Annotated in this window: 31 protein-coding genes and 3 tRNA genes; 28 read left to right on the top strand and 6 right to left on the bottom strand. The window is 60.2% G+C overall.

The window, feature by feature from the left end; genetic code table 11:
• Nucleotides 1–2 precede the first annotated feature (2 nt).
• From IGB42_RS13205 to IGB42_RS13185, 5 genes are read left to right on the top strand one after another with little or no spacing between them, the layout of a single operon-like run.
• Complete coding sequence (locus IGB42_RS13205; RefSeq protein ID WP_159672343.1) at nt 3–416, top strand: hypothetical protein; 414 nt, start codon at nt 3–5, stop codon at nt 414–416.
• A complete protein-coding gene (locus IGB42_RS13200) occupies nt 413–1,717 on the top strand; it encodes a hypothetical protein (protein ID WP_159672341.1) in 1,305 nt (434 codons plus the stop codon). Before IGB42_RS13205 ends, IGB42_RS13200 begins: the two co-directional genes overlap by 4 nt.
• Nucleotides 1,718–1,729: 12 nt before the next feature.
• Nucleotides 1,730–2,962 carry a hypothetical protein gene (locus IGB42_RS13195; RefSeq protein ID WP_159672339.1) on the top strand — a complete coding sequence of 411 codons (1,233 nt, stop codon included), beginning with the start codon at nt 1,730–1,732 and terminating at the stop codon, nt 2,960–2,962.
• Nucleotides 2,962–3,243, top strand: coding sequence for a hypothetical protein (locus tag IGB42_RS13190; RefSeq protein WP_159672337.1), 282 nt, complete (start codon nt 2,962–2,964; stop codon nt 3,241–3,243). The genes IGB42_RS13195 and IGB42_RS13190 overlap by 1 nt, the downstream gene beginning before the upstream one ends.
• Nucleotides 3,244–3,296: 53 nt before the next feature.
• The gene (locus tag IGB42_RS13185; protein ID WP_159672335.1) at nt 3,297–3,962 is read left to right on the top strand and encodes a hypothetical protein; all 666 of its coding nucleotides are present in this window, start codon (nt 3,297–3,299) and stop codon (nt 3,960–3,962) included.
• Nucleotides 3,963–4,134: 172 nt separating this feature from the next.
• Here the strand turns inward: IGB42_RS13185 and IGB42_RS13180 are convergent, their stop codons facing one another.
• Together IGB42_RS13180 and IGB42_RS13175 are read right to left on the bottom strand one after the other, a co-directional pair.
• The gene (locus IGB42_RS13180; RefSeq protein ID WP_159672333.1) at nt 4,135–5,139 is read right to left on the bottom strand and encodes a DUF4238 domain-containing protein; all 1,005 of its coding nucleotides are present in this window, start codon (nt 5,137–5,139) and stop codon (nt 4,135–4,137) included.
• 11 nt (nt 5,140–5,150) lie between these two features.
• Nucleotides 5,151–5,519, bottom strand: coding sequence for a helix-turn-helix domain-containing protein (locus tag IGB42_RS13175; RefSeq protein ID WP_159672330.1), 369 nt, complete (start codon nt 5,517–5,519; stop codon nt 5,151–5,153).
• 111 nt (nt 5,520–5,630) lie between these two features.
• Between IGB42_RS13175 and IGB42_RS13170 the strand changes: the two genes are divergently transcribed.
• The 18 genes from IGB42_RS13170 (at nt 5,631) to IGB42_RS13085 (ending at nt 15,574) form a co-directional block, all read left to right on the top strand.
• Complete coding sequence (locus tag IGB42_RS13170; RefSeq protein ID WP_159672328.1) at nt 5,631–5,879, top strand: helix-turn-helix transcriptional regulator; 249 nt, start codon at nt 5,631–5,633, stop codon at nt 5,877–5,879.
• Nucleotides 5,880–5,908: 29 nt separating this feature from the next.
• Nucleotides 5,909–6,364 carry a phage regulatory CII family protein gene (locus tag IGB42_RS13165; protein ID WP_159672326.1) on the top strand — a complete coding sequence of 152 codons (456 nt, stop codon included), beginning with the start codon at nt 5,909–5,911 and terminating at the stop codon, nt 6,362–6,364.
• A gap of 66 nt (nt 6,365–6,430) precedes the next feature.
• Entirely contained in the window at nt 6,431–6,931 is a 501-nt protein-coding gene (locus IGB42_RS13160; protein WP_159672324.1) for a hypothetical protein, read from the top strand.
• On the top strand, nt 6,928–7,602 hold the full coding sequence (locus IGB42_RS13155) for a tyrosine-type recombinase/integrase (protein WP_159672322.1): 675 nt from the start codon (nt 6,928–6,930) through the stop codon (nt 7,600–7,602). The genes IGB42_RS13160 and IGB42_RS13155 overlap by 4 nt, the downstream gene beginning before the upstream one ends.
• On the top strand, nt 7,599–7,904 hold the full coding sequence (locus IGB42_RS13150; protein WP_159672320.1) for a hypothetical protein: 306 nt from the start codon (nt 7,599–7,601) through the stop codon (nt 7,902–7,904). Before IGB42_RS13155 ends, IGB42_RS13150 begins: the two co-directional genes overlap by 4 nt.
• On the top strand, nt 7,901–8,092 hold the full coding sequence (locus IGB42_RS13145; RefSeq protein WP_159672318.1) for a hypothetical protein: 192 nt from the start codon (nt 7,901–7,903) through the stop codon (nt 8,090–8,092). The genes IGB42_RS13150 and IGB42_RS13145 overlap by 4 nt, the downstream gene beginning before the upstream one ends.
• Nucleotides 8,089–8,460 carry a hypothetical protein gene (locus IGB42_RS13140; protein ID WP_159672316.1) on the top strand — a complete coding sequence of 124 codons (372 nt, stop codon included), beginning with the start codon at nt 8,089–8,091 and terminating at the stop codon, nt 8,458–8,460. The genes IGB42_RS13145 and IGB42_RS13140 overlap by 4 nt, the downstream gene beginning before the upstream one ends.
• Nucleotides 8,447–8,878, top strand: coding sequence for a hypothetical protein (locus IGB42_RS13135; RefSeq protein WP_159672314.1), 432 nt, complete (start codon nt 8,447–8,449; stop codon nt 8,876–8,878). The genes IGB42_RS13140 and IGB42_RS13135 overlap by 14 nt, the downstream gene beginning before the upstream one ends.
• 12 nt (nt 8,879–8,890) lie before the next feature.
• Complete coding sequence (locus IGB42_RS13130; protein ID WP_159672312.1) at nt 8,891–9,307, top strand: hypothetical protein; 417 nt, start codon at nt 8,891–8,893, stop codon at nt 9,305–9,307.
• Complete coding sequence (locus IGB42_RS13125; protein ID WP_159672310.1) at nt 9,300–9,569, top strand: hypothetical protein; 270 nt, start codon at nt 9,300–9,302, stop codon at nt 9,567–9,569. The genes IGB42_RS13130 and IGB42_RS13125 overlap by 8 nt, the downstream gene beginning before the upstream one ends.
• A gap of 3 nt (nt 9,570–9,572) precedes the next feature.
• Complete coding sequence (locus tag IGB42_RS13120; protein ID WP_159672308.1) at nt 9,573–12,353, top strand: toprim domain-containing protein; 2,781 nt, start codon at nt 9,573–9,575, stop codon at nt 12,351–12,353.
• 33 nt (nt 12,354–12,386) lie between these two features.
• Nucleotides 12,387–12,593: a hypothetical protein gene (locus IGB42_RS13115; protein ID WP_159672306.1), complete on the top strand. Its 207-nt coding sequence runs from the start codon at nt 12,387–12,389 to the stop codon at nt 12,591–12,593.
• Nucleotides 12,574–12,882 (top strand): hypothetical protein, encoded by a 309-nt coding sequence (locus IGB42_RS13110; RefSeq protein WP_159672304.1) that lies wholly within the window; start codon nt 12,574–12,576, stop codon nt 12,880–12,882. Before IGB42_RS13115 ends, IGB42_RS13110 begins: the two co-directional genes overlap by 20 nt.
• A complete protein-coding gene (locus IGB42_RS13105; RefSeq protein WP_201799933.1) occupies nt 12,882–13,517 on the top strand; it encodes an HNH endonuclease signature motif containing protein in 636 nt (211 codons plus the stop codon). Before IGB42_RS13110 ends, IGB42_RS13105 begins: the two co-directional genes overlap by 1 nt.
• Nucleotides 13,518–13,521: 4 nt before the next feature.
• Entirely contained in the window at nt 13,522–13,767 is a 246-nt protein-coding gene (locus tag IGB42_RS13100; RefSeq protein ID WP_201799932.1) for a hypothetical protein, read from the top strand.
• Between the two features lie 210 nt (nt 13,768–13,977).
• Nucleotides 13,978–14,271, top strand: coding sequence for a hypothetical protein (locus tag IGB42_RS13095; RefSeq protein WP_159672300.1), 294 nt, complete (start codon nt 13,978–13,980; stop codon nt 14,269–14,271).
• On the top strand, nt 14,268–14,510 hold the full coding sequence (locus tag IGB42_RS13090; RefSeq protein WP_159672298.1) for a DUF4224 domain-containing protein: 243 nt from the start codon (nt 14,268–14,270) through the stop codon (nt 14,508–14,510). Before IGB42_RS13095 ends, IGB42_RS13090 begins: the two co-directional genes overlap by 4 nt.
• Nucleotides 14,511–14,518: 8 nt before the next feature.
• The gene (locus tag IGB42_RS13085) at nt 14,519–15,574 is read left to right on the top strand and encodes a tyrosine-type recombinase/integrase (RefSeq protein WP_159672295.1); all 1,056 of its coding nucleotides are present in this window, start codon (nt 14,519–14,521) and stop codon (nt 15,572–15,574) included.
• A 93-nt stretch (nt 15,575–15,667) separates the two neighbouring features.
• Here the strand turns inward: IGB42_RS13085 and IGB42_RS13080 are convergent.
• Nucleotides 15,668–15,752: transfer RNA gene (locus tag IGB42_RS13080), tRNA-Leu, on the bottom strand.
• Between the two features lie 36 nt (nt 15,753–15,788).
• The gene (locus IGB42_RS13075; protein ID WP_159672293.1) at nt 15,789–15,998 is read right to left on the bottom strand and encodes a DUF1289 domain-containing protein; all 210 of its coding nucleotides are present in this window, start codon (nt 15,996–15,998) and stop codon (nt 15,789–15,791) included.
• A 167-nt stretch (nt 15,999–16,165) separates the two neighbouring features.
• Between IGB42_RS13075 and IGB42_RS13070 the strand changes: the two genes are divergently transcribed.
• The 5 genes from IGB42_RS13070 (at nt 16,166) to IGB42_RS13050 (ending at nt 20,068) form a co-directional block, all read left to right on the top strand.
• Nucleotides 16,166–16,993: a UDP-2,3-diacylglucosamine diphosphatase gene (locus IGB42_RS13070; RefSeq protein WP_159672291.1), complete on the top strand. Its 828-nt coding sequence runs from the start codon at nt 16,166–16,168 to the stop codon at nt 16,991–16,993.
• Nucleotides 16,990–18,048, top strand: coding sequence for a glycosyltransferase family 1 protein (locus tag IGB42_RS13065; protein WP_159672289.1), 1,059 nt, complete (start codon nt 16,990–16,992; stop codon nt 18,046–18,048). The genes IGB42_RS13070 and IGB42_RS13065 overlap by 4 nt, the downstream gene beginning before the upstream one ends.
• A gap of 139 nt (nt 18,049–18,187) precedes the next feature.
• Nucleotides 18,188–18,394, top strand: coding sequence for a hypothetical protein (locus IGB42_RS13060; RefSeq protein WP_159672287.1), 207 nt, complete (start codon nt 18,188–18,190; stop codon nt 18,392–18,394).
• Between the two features lie 94 nt (nt 18,395–18,488).
• Nucleotides 18,489–19,331, top strand: coding sequence for a zinc-dependent peptidase (locus IGB42_RS13055; protein ID WP_159672285.1), 843 nt, complete (start codon nt 18,489–18,491; stop codon nt 19,329–19,331).
• Nucleotides 19,328–20,068 (top strand): class I SAM-dependent methyltransferase, encoded by a 741-nt coding sequence (locus IGB42_RS13050; protein ID WP_159672283.1) that lies wholly within the window; start codon nt 19,328–19,330, stop codon nt 20,066–20,068. Before IGB42_RS13055 ends, IGB42_RS13050 begins: the two co-directional genes overlap by 4 nt.
• 106 nt (nt 20,069–20,174) lie before the next feature.
• On the opposite strand, the gene IGB42_RS13045 is transcribed toward IGB42_RS13050, so the two are convergent.
• Both IGB42_RS13045 and IGB42_RS13040 read right to left on the bottom strand, forming a co-directional pair.
• Nucleotides 20,175–20,250 (bottom strand) — tRNA-Asn (locus tag IGB42_RS13045).
• Between the two features lie 54 nt (nt 20,251–20,304).
• A tRNA-Asn gene (locus IGB42_RS13040) sits at nt 20,305–20,380 on the bottom strand.
• Nucleotides 20,381–20,405 lie beyond the last annotated feature (25 nt).

Here is a 20,405-nt window from a genome sequence, read left to right as displayed (position 1 = left end):
CCATGGACAAACCAGAAACCACCATTCCGCAGCCGCCCGTTCACGTGCCGTTCGCGTTCTACGACCTGCAGACCGGCGAGGTGCTGTCGCGTGGCCATGTGCCGCCCGACTGGCTGGCGCTGCAGGTGCCGCCACAAGGGCAAGGCCGCTATGACGACGATGCCACGCCAGGTGTGCATCTGATCAAGGGTGGCGTGCGCATCAAACGGCGCGCCAGCGCGGCAGAGAAGCGCGCCGCTGCAGCTGAAGCCACACGCACCGCACGGCAGAGCCACTATCCGGCGCCAGGCAATCAGCTCGACGTGCTGTGGCGCCTGGTAGCGGCGCTGCCGGTCGAACTGGTGACCGACGAGGCCCGCGCCATGCTGGCCCAGATCCAGCAGGTCAAAGCCGATTTCCCCAAGGCAGGTGAATGATGGGTGCCGCTACAACCTGGTACAAAACCGGCACCATTGACCTGGTCAACGGCTCCGCTGCCGTCGTCGGCCACGGTACGTCGTGGGCGCTGCAGGTATTGGGTGGGGATATCCTGCTCGTCGCCGGCGGGATGCTTGAAGTCAACGCAGTGACCGCCGATGGCGCGATGACGCTGGCCAGCGCGTATACCGGCGCCTCGGCCAGTGGCCTGCAGTACGCCATCATCCGCAACTTTACGGGGACGCTGCCGGCTGATCTTGCGGCGCGCTGGGCCGAAGTAACCACCAAGTACCAGATGACGCTCGACGAGATGGTGGAAATGCTCACTTCGACCGCCGAGACCATCACGCTGACGCTGCTGACTGGCGAACAGGTACAGGTCAAGCCGCTGAGCCGGATCAGCGCCGAACTGGCGACCTCGCTGGCCCAGGTGCAGGGGTGGTTGACGACGATCCAGTCCGTGAATGCGCTACGCACCGAGATCATCGGCTATCGGGACACTGCGCACACGTATGCCGACGCCGCATCGACCAGTGCAGCGCAGGCGCTGGCCAGCAAGAACGCGGCAAGCACCAGCGAAAGCAACGCATCCACCAGTGCAGCGCAAGCCCTGGCCAGCAAGAACGCGGCAAGCACCAGCGAAAGCAATGCGTCTACCAGCGCTGCGCAAGCATTGGCCAGCAAGAACGCAGCCGGTACCAGTGAAAGCAACGCAGCTACTAGCGCCACGCAGGCACTCGCCAGCAAGAACGCAGCCGGTACCAGCGAAACCAATGCAGCAACCAGCGCCATGCAGGCACTCGCCAGCAAGAACGCGGCCGGCACCAGCGAAACCAATGCGGCCACCAGCGCCACGCAGGCACTCGCCAGCAAGAACGCGGCCGGCACCAGTGAAACCAATGCGGCTACCAGCGCCACGCAGGCCCTGGCCAGCAAGAACGCGGCCGGCACCAGCGAAACCAACGCTTCAACCAGCGCTACGCAGGCGCTGGCCAGCAAGAACGCGGCGGCCACCAGCGAAACCAATGCAGCAGCCAGCGCGGCAACAGCCTTGGCAGCGGCCGAGAGCCTGCATGTAGTGCCAGACCCGATTTCCATCACGCCAACCCTTGATGCAAACGACGTGCTGCAAGTGCTCACGGAGGTGATCGTGCCCGGGCAAAACCGCGTGACAACGTACACCTACAACGGCGCCGGGCAGTTGGCCACCGAGGTCGAGGTCTACCAGGGCGTGACCAAGACCACCACACACACGTACAGCGGTGTCCGCTGGACCGGCCAGACCACCGTAACAACATAAGGACGGCTTCGAATGTCTAGCCCTATCGGTTTTCTCAATAACGCCATCACGCTGAGCAAGAAGGCGATCCTGGATGCGCTGACCGCCCGCAATGCGGCCCGCGACGCCATCGAGGTCGGGCAACTGGTCGGGTTTCCGATCGTCACACCGCCGCTCTATATAGCTGGCGGTGCCACCTATCTGCGCTCCGGCGTGCTGGCCACTGAAGACACCGCGCCCAATTTCCCGCCGGCGCTCAAATGGATCGGCATTGGCACCTGGATAGCAGTAGCCGGCACAACCACGACCATGGGTGCAACATCGATCAGCGGCGTGGCCATCGGCGGCGATACCGTCATTTTGATTGGCGCCTCTGCAAAAGTGGCCCGGTCTACCGACCGCGCGGGCACATTCGCAGCAGTGACATTGCCGGGCGCAGGCTCGGTCAGTTTGCACAGCGTTGCAACGGATGGTGCTGGCACCTGGATCATTGTGTCTGCAAGCACAAATACGCGCCTGTGGCGTAGCGCCGATGACGGTGCCACATGGACCGAACTCACCGTGATGACCGGATTCAATGCGCAATTCGGGATCAAGTTTGCCGGGGGTAAGTTCATTCTGTTGTCCAGCGCCCAGTTCGCCAGCGCAGGGGCGATCCGGCATTCCACTGACGGGTTGTCCTGGACCAACTCGCCGGCAGTAGCAGGGGCCAGCATCGCGGCGCGCGACGTTGCATCAGATGATGCCGGCAATTGGTTGTTTGTCGGCACGTGGGGTGCGAGTGGATCGGGCGTGCTGACCGGCTCCGCTGGTCTGGCCACATTTAGCAACGGGATCAACCCGGACGTCAGTAGCGTGCAGTTCGAGTCTGTCGCATACGACGTCAGCTATAACCGATTCCTGATCACCTACCCCAACGGCAGCGCCCGCGCCGGGCTCGCATCGTTCAAGATCGGCAACACCAGTATCAGCTCTGCAACTGGTACGTTCCCCGCCTCGAATTCGGCACCGCCACGTGGCATTGCATGCGTGAACGGTGTGGCTATCGCCGCAGGCTCATCGACCCTGTATGTGGCCAAGCCTGCTGCCACGCTGGTCGCCAACTATCAGGCCAACGTGGGTGTGCTCACCTGCGTTGCAGCCACGCAGCGCCTGGCCGTGGGCGCTGCAAACAACGGGTCGATCTACATCTGCAAGCCATTGCTAGGCATCCCGACTGAAAGCTCGCCGGCAACAGACATGCTCAACTACCAGAGGATCAAGTGATGCTGATTTTTCCTGATCAAACCGATCTCGGCCGACGCATGAGCCACCTAGCATTCCTGAAGCGGCTGACACCGGAGGAGCGGTTCGCCATCCGCCAGGCGCAGCGGACCGATATCGTGGTCGAAGATGGGATGGACATGCTGGCCAAGGCGGCTTTCGTTGACCTTGATGACGAGGATTTGCTCCGCGTCTTGGGCTATCTGGTACTGCAGGGCCTGCTGGCCAGCGGCCGCGTCACGGCGATTTTGACGGCAGCAGTGCAGCTGGACGAACTACCGTAGGCCAAACCCTACATGTCTGTTCTATGCTGTTCTGAGGTTACAGGGAGAGCAGCATGTCAAAGGGATACTCGTGGGGTGTTGGGCTGTCGATTTTGTACTTGGGTGTGGCAATCGGTGTTGCAGCGCTGGGCCATGCGCGCGACCCCAACCACTTCAAACTGCCGGCGCAGCTGAACGAGTGGGGGGATGTTCTTGCGGGGTTCTTCTCCCCATTGGCCTTCCTTTGGCTGGTCATCGGCTACAGGCAGCAGGGTGAAGAGCTCAAGCTGAACTCTGACGCCCTACTGCTGCAAGCGGAAGAGTTGAGGCATCAAGTTCAGACCGCGCGCGAGCTCCTGGAGCATGAGCGCAAGCAGGCTCTCAAAGCGGATAACATCCGGTATCTCGAATCACTTCCTAACATCCGGTTGAACAATAGTGGTCGCAATCGAGGGCCAACATTCACCTCACGCCTGACCTTAACCAACACAGGTGCCGCAGTAACCGGAGCAAGACTTTCCACAATCACTGAGCATGTCTCTATTGCTAGCCCCAAATGCGATCACTGGGCAAACACCGCAGAGTGGGCGACGGAGCTTTCATGGGCACCTCATCTTGAGGCCATCGACTTTGTCATCAGCTACACGACAAATAATTTCGTGCCATTAAAACAATACTTCAAGATGGTTTTGCCCCAGGATGGGGTGCCTAGGATCGACCCCCTTTCGGACCCGAACTAGAATTCGGCGTCCGGGCGAATGAGATATGGCTCATTGTTTTTCAGGTCGTCGACATCATTGCTCACAGCCCACCACTCAAAATCACCTGCCGGCCGGGCACGCTCGCTCATGATCTGAAGCGCCAAACCCGGCCAGTTTCCCCCACTTCCTACACCGTCAAGACTTCAGCGCGCTACGCACGCGATAGGAATTTATCCACCAAAGGGTAAACAGGACGCCAATCGTGCGGTTTTTCGTTGAGAGAATCCACCAGCGATTTCAATTTTTCCTCCGATGGACCCATTACATAGCGCTTTGCCTGAAAAGCAATTGCTTCATTAATCAGCCCCACCCGGTCAGAGCTAATAGTCTGATGCCTAATCAACCCATCGTTCTTTATATTTACGAAGACCAAGCAAATTTTCGGAGAAAGTGGGAATATGTGCTGCATACCAGAATCAGCGAAATTGCTGGGCACATCATGATTACAAGGCACGGACGTAATACCGGTATCCGAAATCACGAATGACGGCCCATTAGCGGCTTCAAGCAAATGCCACTCTGAGTCGAAAATTATGCGATAGACGGCCGGTAGCGTTCGAAGAGCTAGTCCAAAAGCAGCTTGCAACCCCGGGGCAAGTGTTGCCCTACCAAATATATACGCAGCAAGTTCCGCAGCTCGCACCGGTTTATCGCCTTCATCTTCAAAGAATTTTCTCGCGGCGTCTTCATCCGGAAAAACCTCACTCCTCAAAATTGGCGCCAGAGTCTTATACGCCTGGAGGATTTCCTCAAGGGCATGTGGTGTTCTAAGCAAGGCAAGACCAACATACATAGCCAGATGGGTGCGTTCGCTAGGGCTAATTTCTTGGCTCGCGCCAAGTTTTTTAACAATAGGCATGGCCTGCGATTCAATAACCGCAAAGGTATGCTCAATGTCATAGCGCCTAACACCGGAATCATCTTGGAATACATAAAGCTCTATCTCGTAACCAACCTGTCCAGCGGTCTTTTCTTCTAAATTCTGAAACTGCTTTTCATAGACAGCCAGCCCCCCTTCCGGCCCATAAAAGATTTTTTGATAGGCTTGATTTACATAGTGTTGCTTTTTGGGGCCTTCAATTCTATTGAAGGCCTTGTCTATTGCTTTCTTAAGCCCAGAAATATTTACATCAGGTTCAATATCCGAGTTATTCATATCTTGCCCGTTTAAGACATCAACATCTTCACTGCGTGCAGTAATCCGGAGCTCTGCGCCGGTGTCATTCTCCGCACCATCATGATCAGCTCTGCCACGTCGGGGCTGTCCTCGATCAGGTAATCACCTGGTACCGGCTCTTCCAGCACAAACCTGCGGCCATCCGCGGCATGAGCAGCTGCGATCCTGAACAGTTCCCACACCTGCACTTCGTAGAGCTCGGCAAACGCCTTCAGGCGGTCGCAGTCGTAGCTTTTGACGCCGTCGTTTTCCCACTGCGATATCGACCCGTTTGAGAGGCCTACCCGCTCGCCTACTTCGACGGTGCTCAGCCCAGCGCGCTTTCGCAGCATTTTTAGCGCAGCACCTATTTTCGGCACGGTCGTTCCCCTGGTTGATGTTGCTCGGAATTTTGGCGGCACAAAGAAATTTGACAAGTTATCTTTGCTATACCAAGATTCGTTTAACAAATTCTTTGTAAAGCCAAGAAAATGACCGACAAGCAAACGACACCCTTGCGGCTCGCTCGCAAGCAAAGTCAAAAAACGCTCCAGCAGGTCGCGGCCGAAGTCGGCTGTTCTGACGGTTTCCTCTCCCAGCTCGAGCGCGGCAACGAAAACTGCAGTCCTGCCCTCGCTGAAAAGCTGGTGGCTTTCTACGCCGTCGCCTGGCTGACCGAACTGCATGTGCTGTACCCCGAGCGCTATATGCCGGAAGCATCCGGCATGCAGACGCATTAAGCCCATCAGAGAATCCAGGCGAATTTCTGATGGCACCCAAGCCCCTCCCCGACTACACGCGCGCCGCCTATGAGCTGGTGCATACCTTCGGCGCAAAAGCACTGGCCGACCTCATGGGCGTTGCCGAGAGCACGCTTTACAACAAGGTCAATCCGAACGACCAGAAAGCGCACCTGACCGGCCCGGAAATCATCGTGGCCACGTTGCTCACAAGCGACACCCGCTTGCTACAGGCCATGTGCCGGGCAACCCGGGGCGCCTATTACACGCTCCCTTCCCTGACGCTCATCGCTGACCAGCACCTGCTGGAAATGTTTACCCGCATGGGCCGTGAAGAAAGCGACCTGCAGACCGCGATCGTCCGGGCGTTTGACGACCAGGTTGTTACCCAGCGCGAGGTAGCGGTGATCGAGCGCGAGGCCAGCGAGCTCATCAGCACGATCGTGGAACTGGTGGAGCGCGTGAAGGGAATGGCCCGCGCCTGAAATTCGTCGGCTTGCCGACAGCAACCGCGGCCGGCGGATCCGGCAATTGAGAGAGGGACTCAACCGATGAACCGTAGCTTTACCGAAGAAGAGTTGCGCCGGCTGTACAAGATCTTGCGCGACAGTACCAACCCGATGGCGTTGCGCGATCTGGCATGGATGCAGCTGCTGCAGGAAACCAGCATCCGGGTAGGTGAGCTGGCGAAGGTCAAGCGCCACGAAGCCGAGCGCTGGCTCCGCGCCGGCTTTTACGATCTACCCGAGGGCCAAGGCAAGCAGCCGGCGCGCGATCAAGCCACGGCGGATGATTTCCAGCTGACGCGCATCGCCATAGATGCCCTTGAGTACCTGCTGCGTGTCGGCCAAGAGCAGATCCTGCGTGCCGGCAAGACACCAGGTGCAGATGCTGCACTGATCGTCGGCGGCGCCGGCATCGGGATATCCATCACCGATATTCAGTACCGCCTGCGCAGTTGGTCGTCCGACGCAGGCATCTACGCCCCGGTTAATGCGCACATGTTTTTCCGTGCGAAGCCCGCTGCCCAGCTCGAAGAGGCCTCGGTATGAACCGCGACTTCACCGATACCGAGCTGACCAACCTCTTCCGCACACTGCGCGATCGGCGCGCCGATCTGCTGGCCAGGCGCGATCTGGCCTGGATGCAGTTTCTGAACGAGACCGGCATGCGCATCGGCGAGTTCGCTCAAACCACCAAGGGCGATGCACGTCGTTGGCTGGCCGCTGGCCGCTACTACGTGCCGGCAGATCGCCGCAAGGGCGTAGCCGGCAAACAAGGCACTGTACGCCGGCCCCATGACCATCTGCTGAACAAGGATGCCCAAGCTGCGCTGAAGGAGCTGCTGACCGTCAGCGATCACCAGATGCGCCTGCAGGGCGATCTCTGGGACGACGATTGCCGGCTGGTGGTCAGCCGCCGCGGCACGCCGCTGGCCGTGCGCAGCTTTCAGCAGCGCCTGGCTGATTGGGCCGAGCTGGCAGGCCTGCCTGCAGGCGTGAGCCCGCACTGGTTCCGCCACACCAAGGCGCAGCGCATCAAGGCGAACACCACTGCCGCGGATCCGTATGACCAGGTCGCCTACGCACTGGGCCAGACCAGCACCACCAGCTCGCGCCTGTATAGCCAGCCGAGCCGGAGCGAACTTGAGGCCGAGGCCGCACGCCTGGAAGGGCAAGGGCGCCCGAGCCGCCGTCAATTCCTGAAGGGGATTCATCCGTGAAACAGACCACCATCACCATTGAAGTGCCTACCGGCGACCTCCGCAACCTCACCAACGAATACCTCGCCATGTATTGGTCAGTGGCACAGGCAAATCCCGTGCCGAACGGCGATAAGGCTGCTGGCGAGCTAGTTGGCGCCCTAACGTACGAGATCGTCAGGCGCTGGCTGAAGGCCAACCCTCCCCTGCTTTATGGCCACCAGCCCAGAGACCATTACTGGTCGATTTTGAGTGCCAACGGCAAATGGGTCGATGGCGTCTGGACCCACAAGAGCGAGTTACCTGGGGAGGTGACGCCATGAGCCGTGCACCTCGCAAGCCCACGCCGGTGCAGAACGTGACCTACAACCCGCCACGGTCGCCGAGCGCAAGCAAGGCTTCTGCCGACGCCATCGCCTCACAGATTACCGAGGCGGACCGCCAGCGCAGGCGGGCTCGCCACACCTACGAGGATCGGCAGTACAGCGTTGCGGATCCGTTGTTTTCATGAACCCGCCCGTTGTCATTGCCGGCTGCACGATCGAAATCCTGCTGGTGGGCGAGCACGAACTGCGCGTGCACGTGGCCGGGCCCATCGCAAACGACCGGAAAAACCGCTTGGTCGAGCTGGCGCGCGTGGCCGATGAGCTCGCATATCCGGTGCACCTGGTGCACGAAGACGACCCGGACGAATACGGCTGCAGGGCGTTCCGCGAGATCCACCGCGATCACGCCGGCCGCATCTGCTTCCTGACCTCCGGCGCAACACCCCTTTACCCATGGACGCACGAGCCAACTCATCCGGCAGCCGATTGCACGCCTTGCCCTGTGGCTACGGCGTCCACCTTTTTCCTGGAGTCACAACATGCACCTGAATGACCTGCCTCACTACTCTGCAGCACCGAAACATGACCAGCCGCTACTGACAGCCAAACAGATCCAGTCGCTGGTTGCAGATGCTGGCCTGTTCATCGAGCACACATTCTCGCTCGGTCTCGTCGCCACGTGGTCGATCGTGCCCGAAGCCATGGCCGAATCGCTTTACGAGGAGCCGGCCAGCATCGCGGAGGCGCTGCAGCTACCCAATCTGGCCACCTTGCATGACTCCCAAGTGGTCAGCGTCCTGCAGGACGAAGAGAAATACGGATGGCTGATTCGTGCCGAAACACTGTTCCACACCGACTTCGGCGGCCACGTGCGCGCCAAGCCGGAATCGTTCCGCTGGTTTTACAACGATCGACTGGATATGGCCCTGCTGGACGCAATTGCATGGAAGAACAGCCTGGCCACCGCGTAACCGGAGACACCCATGCGCCCGCTCCACATCGACGCCCTGCGACGGTTTTCCTACAACAGCCAGCTGTACCGCTGTTTCGATCACGCACTAGCCGCCCATGCCGGCAGCTTGCTGGCGGTGCCACTGGTGATGCTTGCCGGCGACTTCGCGCAGTTGATCGACCGCTGCCCGGTGCCGTATCCGGAAGCGCTGGCCATCATCGAAACACCGGTGCGGCCGGAGCTGCCCGTGCGCCTGAATAACGGCTGTCACAGCAGGATCGTGGAAGACCTGGCCGTGCTTGATGACGGTCAGTGGGTGCTGCAGCCCGCGCAGATTTCCGCCGGCGCCGCAGCAATCTGGCTGCTGGCAGCCACCAGTGGAATCCGCATGGGTATCACCCCCGATCTTGCATTTGTAATCCCGAAACGCGAGGCAGCGCATGTCTGAAATTGCAGTAAACGCATTGAAACAGCAGGTACTGGAGCAATTCGAGGTGGGGCATGTGTCCCTGCCGCGGCTGATGGGCCTGACCGGCTTGCCCTTCTACCTGCTGCGCATCGCACTCGAATCCCTGATTGAAGACGGCGTGCTGCGCCGCGAACCCGCCATCTTTGGCAGCCACGTCTACGCCCTGGCCCACGTCATGCACCCGGCACCGGCGCTGCTCGATGAGCCTTTCATTCCATCCGAACTGCTCAAACCGGCGTAACTCATGGCAAGCATTCAAGAATTAAAACGCCAGATCAACATGGAAGACCTGGCTGAAAAGCTAGGCCTGACGCGTGGCAAGGGCGGCAAAGGCCTTTGGCACAGCCCGACGCACGACGACAGCACCGCGTCGTTGAGCATTTTCCAGAAAAACGGCGACTGGGGCTTCAAGGACTGGAGCAACGAAGGCGGTGATTCTGCCAAGGGCAGCATCATCGACCTCGTCGTCTATGCCGGCAAAGCCAGCGACACCAGCGATGCGATCAAGTACCTGCATGAGCTTTACAGCATCCAGTTCGACAAGCCTGAAACGCCCCAAGAGCGCCAGGAAAAAACGCTGCTGGACCATATCGCAGAGAACTGCCGGAAGGAAACCGACCCGCTGGTCGAGTACCTGAAGGGGCGCGGCATCGCCGAGAAGGTCATCCAGGCCGCGCTCAAGGCTGGCAGCATCGGCTGGAACACCTGGACCAGCACCAAGGTGCAGCAGGGCGAGGCCGGGCATGGCGGCCCGGCTGCTGCGTTCATCGTGCGCGCGCGCACCGGTGCCATCGCGGCCGTCGATTTCCGTTATGCCGACGCCGATATGAACGGTGGCCGCAAAACATCGTGCCAAGGCGAGAAGCTGGGACACATCTGGACCAGCGACATGCGCCGCCTGCAGGCCGCGCGGACCGTTTATATCGTGGAAAGCCCCATCAATGCGCTTTCCGTGGAAACGGCATTACCCAATGACCGGTACACGGCCGTGCTGGCCCTACGCGGCGTAGCGAATATCAATGCGATGGATTGGAGCTGGCTGCGGGGCAAGCTGGTCCGCATTTGCCTGGACCATGCCGACAAGGTCAATCCGCAAACCAATTTCCGCCCCGGGCTGAAGGCGGCGTGGGATCTGCATGAGCGCCTGACGGTACTCGATGTCCCGGCGCTGCTGGTGGACCAGGGTGAGTGGGAGGAAGCCACTGACGTCAACGACGTCCTGCAGGCACACGGTGCCGAGAAAACAGGGCAGATGCTCAAATACATCGAGCCGTGGTTGATTCCCGGGTTACCTGGCAAGGAAGAGGGTCTGGCCAAGTACGGCCGCCGGCGCGTGCACCTCCCCGGGCAAGACTTTCACGCCTACTGGAAATTTCGGGTCAGAGACGACTTCACCCAGGTCATAACCAAGTTTGAAGTGCCGACCGAGGAAGAGGAAGACAAGCGGCCAAAGCTGGATTTCGGCGATCTTTGCGGCTTTCGCGTTGCCAGCCTGTCCCGCGTAACCATCCAGTCCGCCACCGCCACGATGACGGGTGATCCGGATGCGATGCCCCGCGTGCAATTCAGCGTATCCGTACAGACCGCACGCCATGGCACGGAGCTGCTGCGCCGGGTGTATGACGACCAGGACCTGTACAACCTGACCAAGTGGGAGAAATTCGGGGCGATCTATTCGCCGGCGAACTTCAAACGCATGGTCAACGTGCTGGAGCGGACCTCCGGCATCGGCGCCAGGCATGCGGTGAATTTCGTGGGCTTGGCATGGCGCGAGGGCCGGCTGGCAGTCAACGAGGGGCCGGATTGCTATTTCACCGAGCCCGACAAGCAATGCCCCTACTCCGGGCTGCTGTTCCCCAGCGGCACACGCCACGATGCACGCCTGGTCGTCGAGGCCTTCGGCGCCACCATGAAAGACAACGCTGCCACCTTGCTGTTGGCGTGGGGCCTTGGTGGCCACCTGAAGCCATTCCTGGGCTTCTGGCCACACATGCAGATGCAGGCCAACAAGGGCGCCGGCAAATCAACGTTGATCAAGAAGTACGAGCGGGCAATCGCATTCACCATGCTCTCGGGCCAGAGCCTGCAGACCGAGTTCCGACTGGTGACCTCGGTAAGCCACACCACCCACCCCATCGGGTGGGAGGAGCTTTCAGCTCGCCGGCAAGACATCATCGATAAAGCGGTCGGATTGCTGCAAGAAACCTACCAGTACACCGTGACCAGGCGTGGCGGTGACATGACTGAATACCTGCTCAGCGCACCCGTGCTGCTGGCCGGTGAAGACGTACCCGTGCGCAGCTTGATCGGCAAACTGGTGCGCATCGAGCTGAGCGGCAAGAAGGGTAAGCCGATCCCTGAGAACCTGCCGCGCTTTCCGGTGAAAGAGTGGCTGCAGTTCTTGGCCAGCCTGGACAAGGGACGTGTGCAGGCCAAATTCGAAGAGTCCAGAGCGTTCTGCTTCGAGGGCAGCCGTGCCAGCGGTGAAGACGACGGCGCCATGCGCATGACCACCAACTATGCCGCCTTGCTGACCGCTTGGGCGTTGCTCGCCGAATTTGCCGGGCTGCCGGAAGACTGGAACGGCGTGCCCGCCAGCCTGCTTGCGGAAATGAACCACCACATCGGCGAGTCCAGCAGCGACCGCGAACCGTGGGTCTGGATCACCGAGATCCTGCTCAGCGAGATTTCAGCCGGCGAATTCCGCCACCCGTACACCTGGGACACCGAGAAAGACGAAGACGGCCGGACCCACGAGGTGCTGCTGACACGCACTAGCTATGTGATGGACCACATCAGCGGCAAGCCCGCATTGCGTGAAAAGTGGAACGGATTGCCGGTGAAGAGCGATCGCGTCTACCGCAAGCAGCTGGCCAGCGCCGGCGTGATCGTACGCGACCCGGTGGAACGCACGATCGGGATGCGCCGCGTCAGCAACATGGTGGCACTCAGCCTTGAGCACATGCGCCGATTTGGCCTGCATGCCACGCCATCCAACGATATGACCGCGACCCGCAAAGATTAACCCCGCTACACCCCACTAATAGAGAGAGCAACCATGGCAAACGCCACAATCACGATCACCGACGATGGACCCGACCAGGTAAAGGTCATGCTGGCCTTTGATGGTAACGGCATCGAGGACCACAGCCTGGCTCACCACATCGCTGCAGCCATGCTGCAGGGCTGGATGATGGAACACAAAGCCGATCTGCAGGAACCACACCCCTACGAGGAGACCAGCGATGGCCATGCATACCGTTGAAGTACGCATTACCAAGGTGATCGAGATCGATCTTCCACCGGAGTGCCTGACCGACAACTACCTGGAACTGGTCCGGAAGGGGCTGTGGGAGATCGGCAGCCATAGCGAGCTCTACGAGCTGGCTGCGGAGCACATCGCGCAATACGGGGCCTGCCACGTCGAAGGGGTTGGCCAACCGACCGAGATCGCCCTCCGCGAGCTGCCGGCAGAAGAGCGTTTCAAGTTCTTCTACTTCAACGAAGTGAGCAGCCAGGTGGAAACCGAGCTGTTGATCGAAGGAGTTGTGTGATGGCAAAGCGCAAACAGTGGACCGCGCGTCAAACGTACCTGCTACGCGAGCTCTATCCGGAAATGACGGCAGAGGACCTTGTGTCGATTCTGGGGCACTCGAAGGCGGTTATCTACGGTAAAGCCAACGCCTTGGGCCTGAAAAAGTCGGAGGCCTTCCATGCCGGCCCAAGATCAGGCAGGACAGATGGCCTACTCGGCAGCAGCTTCCGTTTCCAGAAAGGCTCGCGGCCGTGGAATAAAGGGACAAAGGGACTGCAGCTAGGCGGGGAGGCCACGCAGTTCAAGAAGGGCCATCGCCCGCACACCTGGCGACCTATCGGTTCAGAACGGGTGACAAAAGAGGGGTACGTCGAGGTCAAGCTACGCGACAGCGGTACAACCCGGTTCGACTACGTCAGCGTACACCACCTAGTGTGGGAACTGCACCACGGCCCCATTCCGGAGGGGCATGCGGTGTGTTTCAAGGATCGGAATCCAATGAACCATCATCCCGACAACCTTGAGCTGCTCACCAAGCGCGAGCTGATGCTGCGCAATACCGTGCACAACCTGCCGCCAGAGATAGTAACGGCCGTGCAACTGCGCGGGGCCCTGATCCGGAAAATCAACAATTGGAGCAAGAAAAATGGCTAAAACAATGGCAGATCTGCATGAAAAACTGTTTGAAACCCTGGATGGCTTGAAGTCGGGAACGATGGACATCGAGCGCGCCAAGGCAATCAGCGACATAGCACAGACGATCATCAATGGCGCCAAGGTGGAAGTCGACTACATCAAGCAGACCGGTGCAGCCAAGGGAAGCGGCTTTCTGGATCCGGCTACTGCTGGCAGCGGCCAGTTGCCGGATGGTAGCGTCGGCAGAACCGTGCATAAGCTGCGCTGAGTCGTGAGGGTGAAACAGTCCATGAACCGTGAGCAACGACGTGCGAACGAACGAACACAGCGCACGCCTCGAGGCCGGCAGCCCCGCCATTACGCTGCAGCTGATCGACCCCGGCCAGATGAGGTACACCGCGCTTTTCATCCAGTCGATCATCTGCTCGAAGAAATCAGGGCAACTGGGGAGGTGGAGACCGCCGATGGGGTGGTGATCATGCGCGGCCATGACGCTGGCGAGTGGTACACCGCTCCGGACGCATTGGCGAGCTGGGCAGACTTTTGGCAACGTGCCATCAGACGCCTGGCGCTACCCAATGTAGATCTGGTGCCGTTTCGCCAGTTGTCCGAGGCTTTCCGGGACGATGCCGATATCTCGCTCAGCTTGCTCGATGCGTGCCAAGCCAGCCAGGACACGCTACGTGCGATCTATCGCCGCTGCAACGTGTACCAGATCCGCGAAGTGGCCAAGGATGAGCAAACAGCTATCCTGCTCGGGATCCAGCAATGAGCACTGAACCGCTATTCCTGAATGCTGAGGAAGTCCGGGAGCTGACCGGTATCGCCAAGGGCAGCCGTGGCAAGAGCCGGGATGCGCTCCAGGTTGACTGGTTACGCAACATGGGCATACCGTTTTGGCTTAACGCAAAAGGATGCCCGGTGGTCAGCAGAGCAGCAATTACTGGCCAGCCAGCTCGTAAAGAACAACCAACCACTGGGCCATGGGTGCCCCGTGTACTCAGCCGTTGATGGTAGATATGGGACGCAAAGCAACCGTAAACCCCAACTTGCCCCCAGGTATGCGGGCTCGCAGGCGGGCGGACAAAACCTGGTACTACTATGACCAGGGCGGCAAGCCGCGCAAAGAAATCCCGCTGGGCGACAACTACATCCTGGCTGTTCAGAAATGGGCGGAGCTCGAGCAGGCGAGCTTGGCCAGCCATGTGGTGGTCACCTTCAAAGACGTTGCGATGGCCTATGTACGGGATGTTCTACCGACCAAGAGCAAAGCGACCAGAGACGGCAACCTACGCGAGCTGAACTTCCTGCTGGAATTCTTTGATGACCCACCGGCGCCGATCGATAGCATCGAGCCCAAGCACATCGGCCAATACCTGAAATGGCGCGTGCGCAAGGCCGAAGCGCGCAGTGCGGCCGCGGGGAAACCCAAACCAGGTATTGGCAGTGTTCGGGCAAACCGGGAGAAGGCCCTCTTCTCTCACATCTGGAACTACGGCAGGAAGGAAGGCTATACCACCAAGTCCAACCCGTGCACAGGCGTGGCCGGATACAAGGAAGACGGCCGTGATGTGTATGTGCGCGATGACGCATACAGGGCTGTTTATGAGGCAGCATGCGCGCCCCTGCGCGATACGCTGGACTTGGCCTTGTTTACTGGCCAGCGCCCTGCAGACGTGCTGAAAATGGCCGAAACCGACATCTACAACGGTGCATTATGGATTCGGCAAAACAAGGGCGGCGCCAAGGTACGTATCATCATCGAGGGGCGACTGGCGGAGTTGATCGAGCGCATCACGGCGCGCAAGCGGGCACACAAAGTGCGTAGTTTGAAGTTGCTCATCGATGAGGCCGGTCTGCCCTTTACGTATGCTCAGTTCCGCAGGCGCTTCGATATTGCGCGCGCGGCCGCAGGTGAGAACTGGCAACTGCGTGATCTGCGGGCCAAAGCAGGCACCGATATCGACGATCTACACGGTGGTAACGCCGCTCAAGATCTGCTGGCGCACACCAACCCCAAGATGACCGAGCAGTACCTGCGCCGTCGTGTTGGGAAGCTGGTCAAAGCGTCGTGATTTTGATTTTTGCGGAACAAACGCAGAATTGCGGAACAGAAGCAGCTGCGGCATTCAGCGGGTCACACCGCTACAACCCGCGCCGTTATTTGATGGTGCCCCGAGCCGGGGTCGAACCGGCACACCGTTAGGCGAGGGATTTTAAGTCCCTTGTGTCTACCAATTTCACCATCGGGGCAAGGGTGCGCATTCTAGCAGCTTGCCGGGCCTGCGGCTAACGGCCACGCGCCAGCCAGGGCGGGGGCAGGCCTTGCGCCTGCCAGTGTGCCTCCAGCCGCTGCCACACGGCATTTTTCTCTTCCTCGCTCATCATCACCCAGTTGGCCACCTCGAAAAAACTGCGGCCGCAGCCACGGCAGATGTCGTCGCCCAGCGCGGTGGAGCAGACGGCAACACAAGGGGATGAGGGTCGGTTATCTGGCATGGGCAGGAATACAACACGGGCGAAAGGGAAGACTGGATCGTACCGGCACGCGCCGCCACTGGCGAGCGGCGACCGGCGGGCGGCTGTCACGGAAACGACGCTGATTTGTCTCTGAAGCGTCATATCGCTGGGCTAGGTTACTGCGTATAGACCACAACGAGGCCGGCATGAGCGATAACGCGCCACTCAAGTTCCGCAGTATCTGGATTTCCGATTTGCACCTGGGCACTGCCGGTTGCCAGGCTGATTACCTGCTCGATTTCCTCAAGCATGCCGATTGCGATTACCTCTACCTGGTGGGCGACATCATCGATGGCTGGGCGCTCAAGCGTAACTGGTACTGGAAGCAAAGCCACAATGATGTGATCCAGAAGGTATTGCGCAAGGCGCGCAAGGGCACGCAAGTGACCTATGTGCCGGGCAACCACGACGAGGGCGCCCGCCAGTTCCTGGGGCTGATGTTCGGCGATATCCGTATCGAAGATGAAGTGATCCACACCACCGCCGATGGCCGCCGCTTCCTGGTGCTGCATGGCGACAAGTTCGATGGCGTGGTGCAGTGCGCCAAGTGGCTGGCCATCGTGGGTGACCGGCTGTATGGCTTCACGCTCAAGCTCAATCACTGGTTCAACCGTGCACGCGCCCGCATGGGGCTGGGCTACTGGTCGCTGTCGCAATACCTGAAGCACAAGGTGAAGACGGCGGTGAATTTCGTCGGCAAGTTCGAGGAAGCCGTCGCGGCAGAAGCCAAGGCCATGGGGCTCGATGGGGTGATCTGCGGCCACATCCACAAGGCAGAAATGCGCGAGATCGACGGCATTCTCTACTGCAACGATGGCGACTGGGTGGAAAGCATGACCGCGCTGGTGGAAACCGCCACCGGCGAGCTGCGCATCATCACCTGGCAATCGTTCTACGCCGAGCAAACCAATCCGATCAGTGCGCTTGCCGCTCCGGTCACTCCCCCTGTCAACCAAGTGGAAATAGCCGCATGAAGATCCTGATCGTCACCGATGCCTGGGAGCCGCAAGTCAACGGCGTGGTTCGCACCCTCAAGCAAACCCGCGCCGAGCTGCAGAAGCTGGGTCATACCGTCGATGTGCTGAGCCCGCTGGAGTTCAAGACCTTCCCCTGCCCCACCTATCCGGAGATCAGGCTATCGTGGCGGCCGGGCAAGAAAATCGCTGCGCGCATCGCAGCATTCCAGCCCGATGCCATCCATATCGCTACCGAAGGCCCGCTGGGCCTGTCCGCACGCAAGTACTGCCTTAAGAACAAGCTGCCGTTTACCACCGCTTACCACTCGCGCTTTCCTGAATACGTGCAGCTGCGCTTCGGCATCCCGGTATCGTGGACCTACAAATGGCTGGCCAACTTCCACAATGCCGCACAGGCAGTGATGGCCCCCACCAAGGTGGTGGTGCGTGATCTGGAAGCGCGCGGCTTCAAGAAGGTGGTGATGTGGTCGCGCGGTGTGGATCTGGATCTGTTCAAGCCGGCCGGGCGCGACAAGCTGCAAACACGCCGCCCCATCTTCGTGTACGTGGGCCGCGTGGCGGTGGAGAAAAACGTCGAAGCCTTTCTGGAACTGGATCTGCCCGGCTCCAAGTGGGTATGTGGCGACGGCCCGGCTGCAGCCAGCCTGCGCGCCAAGTACCCCAATGCCAGCTGGCTGGGTGTACTCAGCCAGAACGAGCTGGCCGAGGTCTACAACTCCGCCGATGTGTTCGTGTTCCCCAGCAAGACCGATACCTTCGGCCTGGTGCTGCTGGAGGCCATGGCCTGCGGTTGCCCGGTCGCCGCCTACCCGGTCACCGGCCCCATCGACGTGATCGGCGAAGACGGCCCGGGCGCGCTCAAGCATGATTTGCAGCAGGCATGTATCGACGCGCTGAAGATAGACCGCACGGAAGTGCGCCAGTTTGCCGAGCGTTACTCGTGGGCAGCCGCCAGCCGGCAGTTCCTCGATCACCTGCATCCGTTCACGCCGTCCGCGCAGGAAGAACTGCGCAAGCTGCAGGATCAGCCTGCCTGGCAGGCTGGCGAGTAAGCACTGTACCCCAAGAGCAGGCCAAGCCATGGCATTGACCATGCGGCTGGCCTGCCCTTGTCATCGGGCAACCCTGCCAGCGCAGTACATTTTGCCGCTTGCAGCAATCCGCACCCGCCAGCAGCATGAGGGTATGGAGATGCCCAGCCCTGCCGCCCTGTTTGCCATGCTGCTGTTCAGCCTGATCGGCTTCGTGGCGTTCCGCTATGGCAAGCGCATGCAGCAATGGCAAACCATGGTGGGCGGCATTGCGCTGATGATCTATCCCTACTTCGTTTCCGCCACCTGGCTGCTGTACGTGATCGGCGCAGCGCTGTGTGCCGGCCTGTATTTCTTCAACGAGTAGCCAGCGCCTGCTGGCAATGCGGCGCGCAATACACCGTCGTCATCTTGAAACAAACGCTGGCATGCCCACCTGATGAGCATCATCAGGAGAAACCATGTTCAGCTTCGTCAAGCGCTACCTGCGCAAGCGCTATCTGGCCAGACATCCGATTTCGGATACGATCTGGCAGCAGGTAATCGCGTTGCCACTGTTCACGGGCTTGAGTGCAGCAGAAAAGGGCCAGCTGCGTGAACAGGCTGCATGGTTCCTGCACAAGAAAAGCATTACCGCCATCGATGGGCTGGAAGTGACCCCGGGCATGCGCGTGCTGCTGGCCGCGCAAGCGGTGCTGCCGGTACTGAACCTGGGCTTCGATGCCTACGATGACTGGCACGAAATCATTCTCTACCCTGGCCTGTTCCGCACCCGCGATCGCTATACCGATCACTTCGGCCTGGTGCACGAACGCGAGCAGATCCTGGCCGGTCAGGCACGCTCCAACGGCCCCGTGCTGCTGTCGTGGGCAGACGTGGCCGAATCGGCGTGGCTGGAAGGCTGGAACGTGGTGATCCATGAATTCGCCCACAAGCTGGACATGCGCTCCGGGGATCCCAACGGCGATCCGCCACTGCACAAGGGCATGAGTGCTGCCGCGTGGAAACGCGCATTCAGCAATGCTTACCACCATCTGGTGATGCTGGCGGACCGTGGCGAATACAGCCCCATCGATCTGTATGCGGCGGAAAACCCGGCCGAGTGCTTTGCGGTGTTCTCCGAATACTTCTTTGAAACCCCGCACGCCATTGCCGATCATTACCCGGCCGTGTACGAACAACTGAAGCAGTTCTACAAGCAGGACCCGCTGGCCCGGCTGCCGCGCGTGCGTTATCGCCCGGCGTTCGAGCCAGTCAGCTATGGCCCCGTGGTGCAACTGCCTGCCGTGGCGGGCTGGGCATGACCGGCTTGTTGGGCAACGGCGCGCCTGCCGCGCTGGCCTTGGCGGAGCGCTTTGCACTGCCGCTGCTGGATGCCGCGCCAGCCGAAGGCCGTTACCTCATCTGGGAAAACGATCAGCTGGCCCTGGCTGAAGCAGGCGACAAAACCCGCGTGGTGGTTGATTTCGTGGCCGGTGCGCAGGCGCACCGCCGCAAGTTCGGCGGCGGGCTGGGGCAACCGGTGGCACGTGCAGTCGGCCTCAAGCAGGGCGTGCCGCTCAGCGTGCTGGATGCCACGGCCGGCCAGGGGCGCGATGCATTCGTGCTGGCCAGTCAGGGGGCAACCGTCACGCTGCTGGAGCGCTCGCCGGTGGCGGCAGCGCTGCTGGCAGACGGGCTGGCCCGTGCGGCGGCCGATGCGGCTACCGCAAGCATCGCCGCGCGCATGCAGCTGATCCATGCCGATGCGCTGGCCTGGCTCACGCAAACGGAGCAACGCTTCGATGTGGTGTTCCTGGACCCGATGTTCCCCGAGCCCAACAAGCGCGCCAAATCCAAGAAAGACATGGCCGCATTCCAGACGCTGATTGGTGGCGACCCGGATGCAGACGGCCTGCTGGAGCCGGCGCGGCGCATTGCCGGCAAGCGCGTGGTGGTAAAGCGCCCGCGCATTGCGCCATGGCTGGCTGCCACCAGGCCAGACTTCGACTACCCCGGAGAAAGCACGCGATTTGACGCATATTTGCCACGCAAATCCTGATGAAGGCTGCACCGATTGGGTAATCGGTGCAGCTTTGGCTAATATTCGCTGATCAGGGTGGCAGAAATGACAAAAGGCCTGTCCGCTGGACAGGCCTTTCAAATGCTGGCTCCTCGACCTGGGCTCGAACCAGGGACACACGGATTAACAGTCCGTTGCTCTACCGACTGAGCTATCGAGGAACAGTAAAACTTCTAAACAGAAAGGACTGCAGTTGCAGCCCCCAAGTATCGGGCTGGCTCCCCGACCTGGGCTCGAACCAGGGACACACGGATTAACAGTCCGTTGCTCTACCAACTGAGCTATCGGGGAACCGATGAGCTGCGTATAATAGGCA

It is taken from the genome of Andreprevotia sp. IGB-42, assembly GCF_009848685.1.
Lineage (GTDB): Bacteria > Pseudomonadota > Gammaproteobacteria > Burkholderiales > Chitinibacteraceae > Andreprevotia.
Note: the sequence above shows the minus strand (reverse complement) of the source record. Positions and strands in the feature narration are given on the sequence as shown.

Excerpts from the sequence above, each read along its gene's own strand:
- IGB42_RS13085 (WP_159672295.1), top strand. The coding sequence starts at position 14,519 with ATGGGACGCAAAGCAACCGTAAACCCCAACTTGCCCCCAGGTATGCGG.
- IGB42_RS13145 (WP_159672318.1), top strand. The coding sequence starts at position 7,901 with ATGAGCCGTGCACCTCGCAAGCCCACGCCGGTGCAGAACGTGACCTAC.
- IGB42_RS13180 (WP_159672333.1), bottom strand. The coding sequence starts at position 5,139 with ATGAATAACTCGGATATTGAACCTGATGTAAATATTTCTGGGCTTAAG.
- IGB42_RS13195 (WP_159672339.1), top strand. The coding sequence starts at position 1,730 with ATGTCTAGCCCTATCGGTTTTCTCAATAACGCCATCACGCTGAGCAAG.
- IGB42_RS13135 (WP_159672314.1), top strand. The coding sequence starts at position 8,447 with ATGCACCTGAATGACCTGCCTCACTACTCTGCAGCACCGAAACATGAC.
- IGB42_RS13140 (WP_159672316.1), top strand. The coding sequence starts at position 8,089 with ATGAACCCGCCCGTTGTCATTGCCGGCTGCACGATCGAAATCCTGCTG.
- IGB42_RS13065 (WP_159672289.1), top strand. The coding sequence starts at position 16,990 with ATGAAGATCCTGATCGTCACCGATGCCTGGGAGCCGCAAGTCAACGGC.
- IGB42_RS13090 (WP_159672298.1), top strand. The coding sequence starts at position 14,268 with ATGAGCACTGAACCGCTATTCCTGAATGCTGAGGAAGTCCGGGAGCTG.
- IGB42_RS13100 (WP_201799932.1), top strand. The coding sequence starts at position 13,522 with ATGGCAGATCTGCATGAAAAACTGTTTGAAACCCTGGATGGCTTGAAG.
- IGB42_RS13055 (WP_159672285.1), top strand. The coding sequence starts at position 18,489 with ATGTTCAGCTTCGTCAAGCGCTACCTGCGCAAGCGCTATCTGGCCAGA.
- IGB42_RS13105 (WP_201799933.1), top strand. The coding sequence starts at position 12,882 with ATGGCAAAGCGCAAACAGTGGACCGCGCGTCAAACGTACCTGCTACGC.
- IGB42_RS13120 (WP_159672308.1), top strand. The coding sequence starts at position 9,573 with ATGGCAAGCATTCAAGAATTAAAACGCCAGATCAACATGGAAGACCTG.
- IGB42_RS13190 (WP_159672337.1), top strand. The coding sequence starts at position 2,962 with ATGCTGATTTTTCCTGATCAAACCGATCTCGGCCGACGCATGAGCCAC.
- IGB42_RS13095 (WP_159672300.1), top strand. The coding sequence starts at position 13,978 with ATGCGCGGCCATGACGCTGGCGAGTGGTACACCGCTCCGGACGCATTG.
- IGB42_RS13200 (WP_159672341.1), top strand. The coding sequence starts at position 413 with ATGATGGGTGCCGCTACAACCTGGTACAAAACCGGCACCATTGACCTG.
- IGB42_RS13070 (WP_159672291.1), top strand. The coding sequence starts at position 16,166 with ATGAGCGATAACGCGCCACTCAAGTTCCGCAGTATCTGGATTTCCGAT.
- IGB42_RS13130 (WP_159672312.1), top strand. The coding sequence starts at position 8,891 with ATGCGCCCGCTCCACATCGACGCCCTGCGACGGTTTTCCTACAACAGC.
- IGB42_RS13075 (WP_159672293.1), bottom strand. The coding sequence starts at position 15,998 with ATGCCAGATAACCGACCCTCATCCCCTTGTGTTGCCGTCTGCTCCACC.
- IGB42_RS13165 (WP_159672326.1), top strand. The coding sequence starts at position 5,909 with ATGGCACCCAAGCCCCTCCCCGACTACACGCGCGCCGCCTATGAGCTG.
- IGB42_RS13050 (WP_159672283.1), top strand. The coding sequence starts at position 19,328 with ATGACCGGCTTGTTGGGCAACGGCGCGCCTGCCGCGCTGGCCTTGGCG.
- IGB42_RS13170 (WP_159672328.1), top strand. The coding sequence starts at position 5,631 with ATGACCGACAAGCAAACGACACCCTTGCGGCTCGCTCGCAAGCAAAGT.
- IGB42_RS13160 (WP_159672324.1), top strand. The coding sequence starts at position 6,431 with ATGAACCGTAGCTTTACCGAAGAAGAGTTGCGCCGGCTGTACAAGATC.
- IGB42_RS13115 (WP_159672306.1), top strand. The coding sequence starts at position 12,387 with ATGGCAAACGCCACAATCACGATCACCGACGATGGACCCGACCAGGTA.
- IGB42_RS13125 (WP_159672310.1), top strand. The coding sequence starts at position 9,300 with ATGTCTGAAATTGCAGTAAACGCATTGAAACAGCAGGTACTGGAGCAA.
- IGB42_RS13185 (WP_159672335.1), top strand. The coding sequence starts at position 3,297 with ATGTCAAAGGGATACTCGTGGGGTGTTGGGCTGTCGATTTTGTACTTG.
- IGB42_RS13205 (WP_159672343.1), top strand. The coding sequence starts at position 3 with ATGGACAAACCAGAAACCACCATTCCGCAGCCGCCCGTTCACGTGCCG.
- IGB42_RS13060 (WP_159672287.1), top strand. The coding sequence starts at position 18,188 with ATGCCCAGCCCTGCCGCCCTGTTTGCCATGCTGCTGTTCAGCCTGATC.
- IGB42_RS13110 (WP_159672304.1), top strand. The coding sequence starts at position 12,574 with ATGGCCATGCATACCGTTGAAGTACGCATTACCAAGGTGATCGAGATC.
- IGB42_RS13155 (WP_159672322.1), top strand. The coding sequence starts at position 6,928 with ATGAACCGCGACTTCACCGATACCGAGCTGACCAACCTCTTCCGCACA.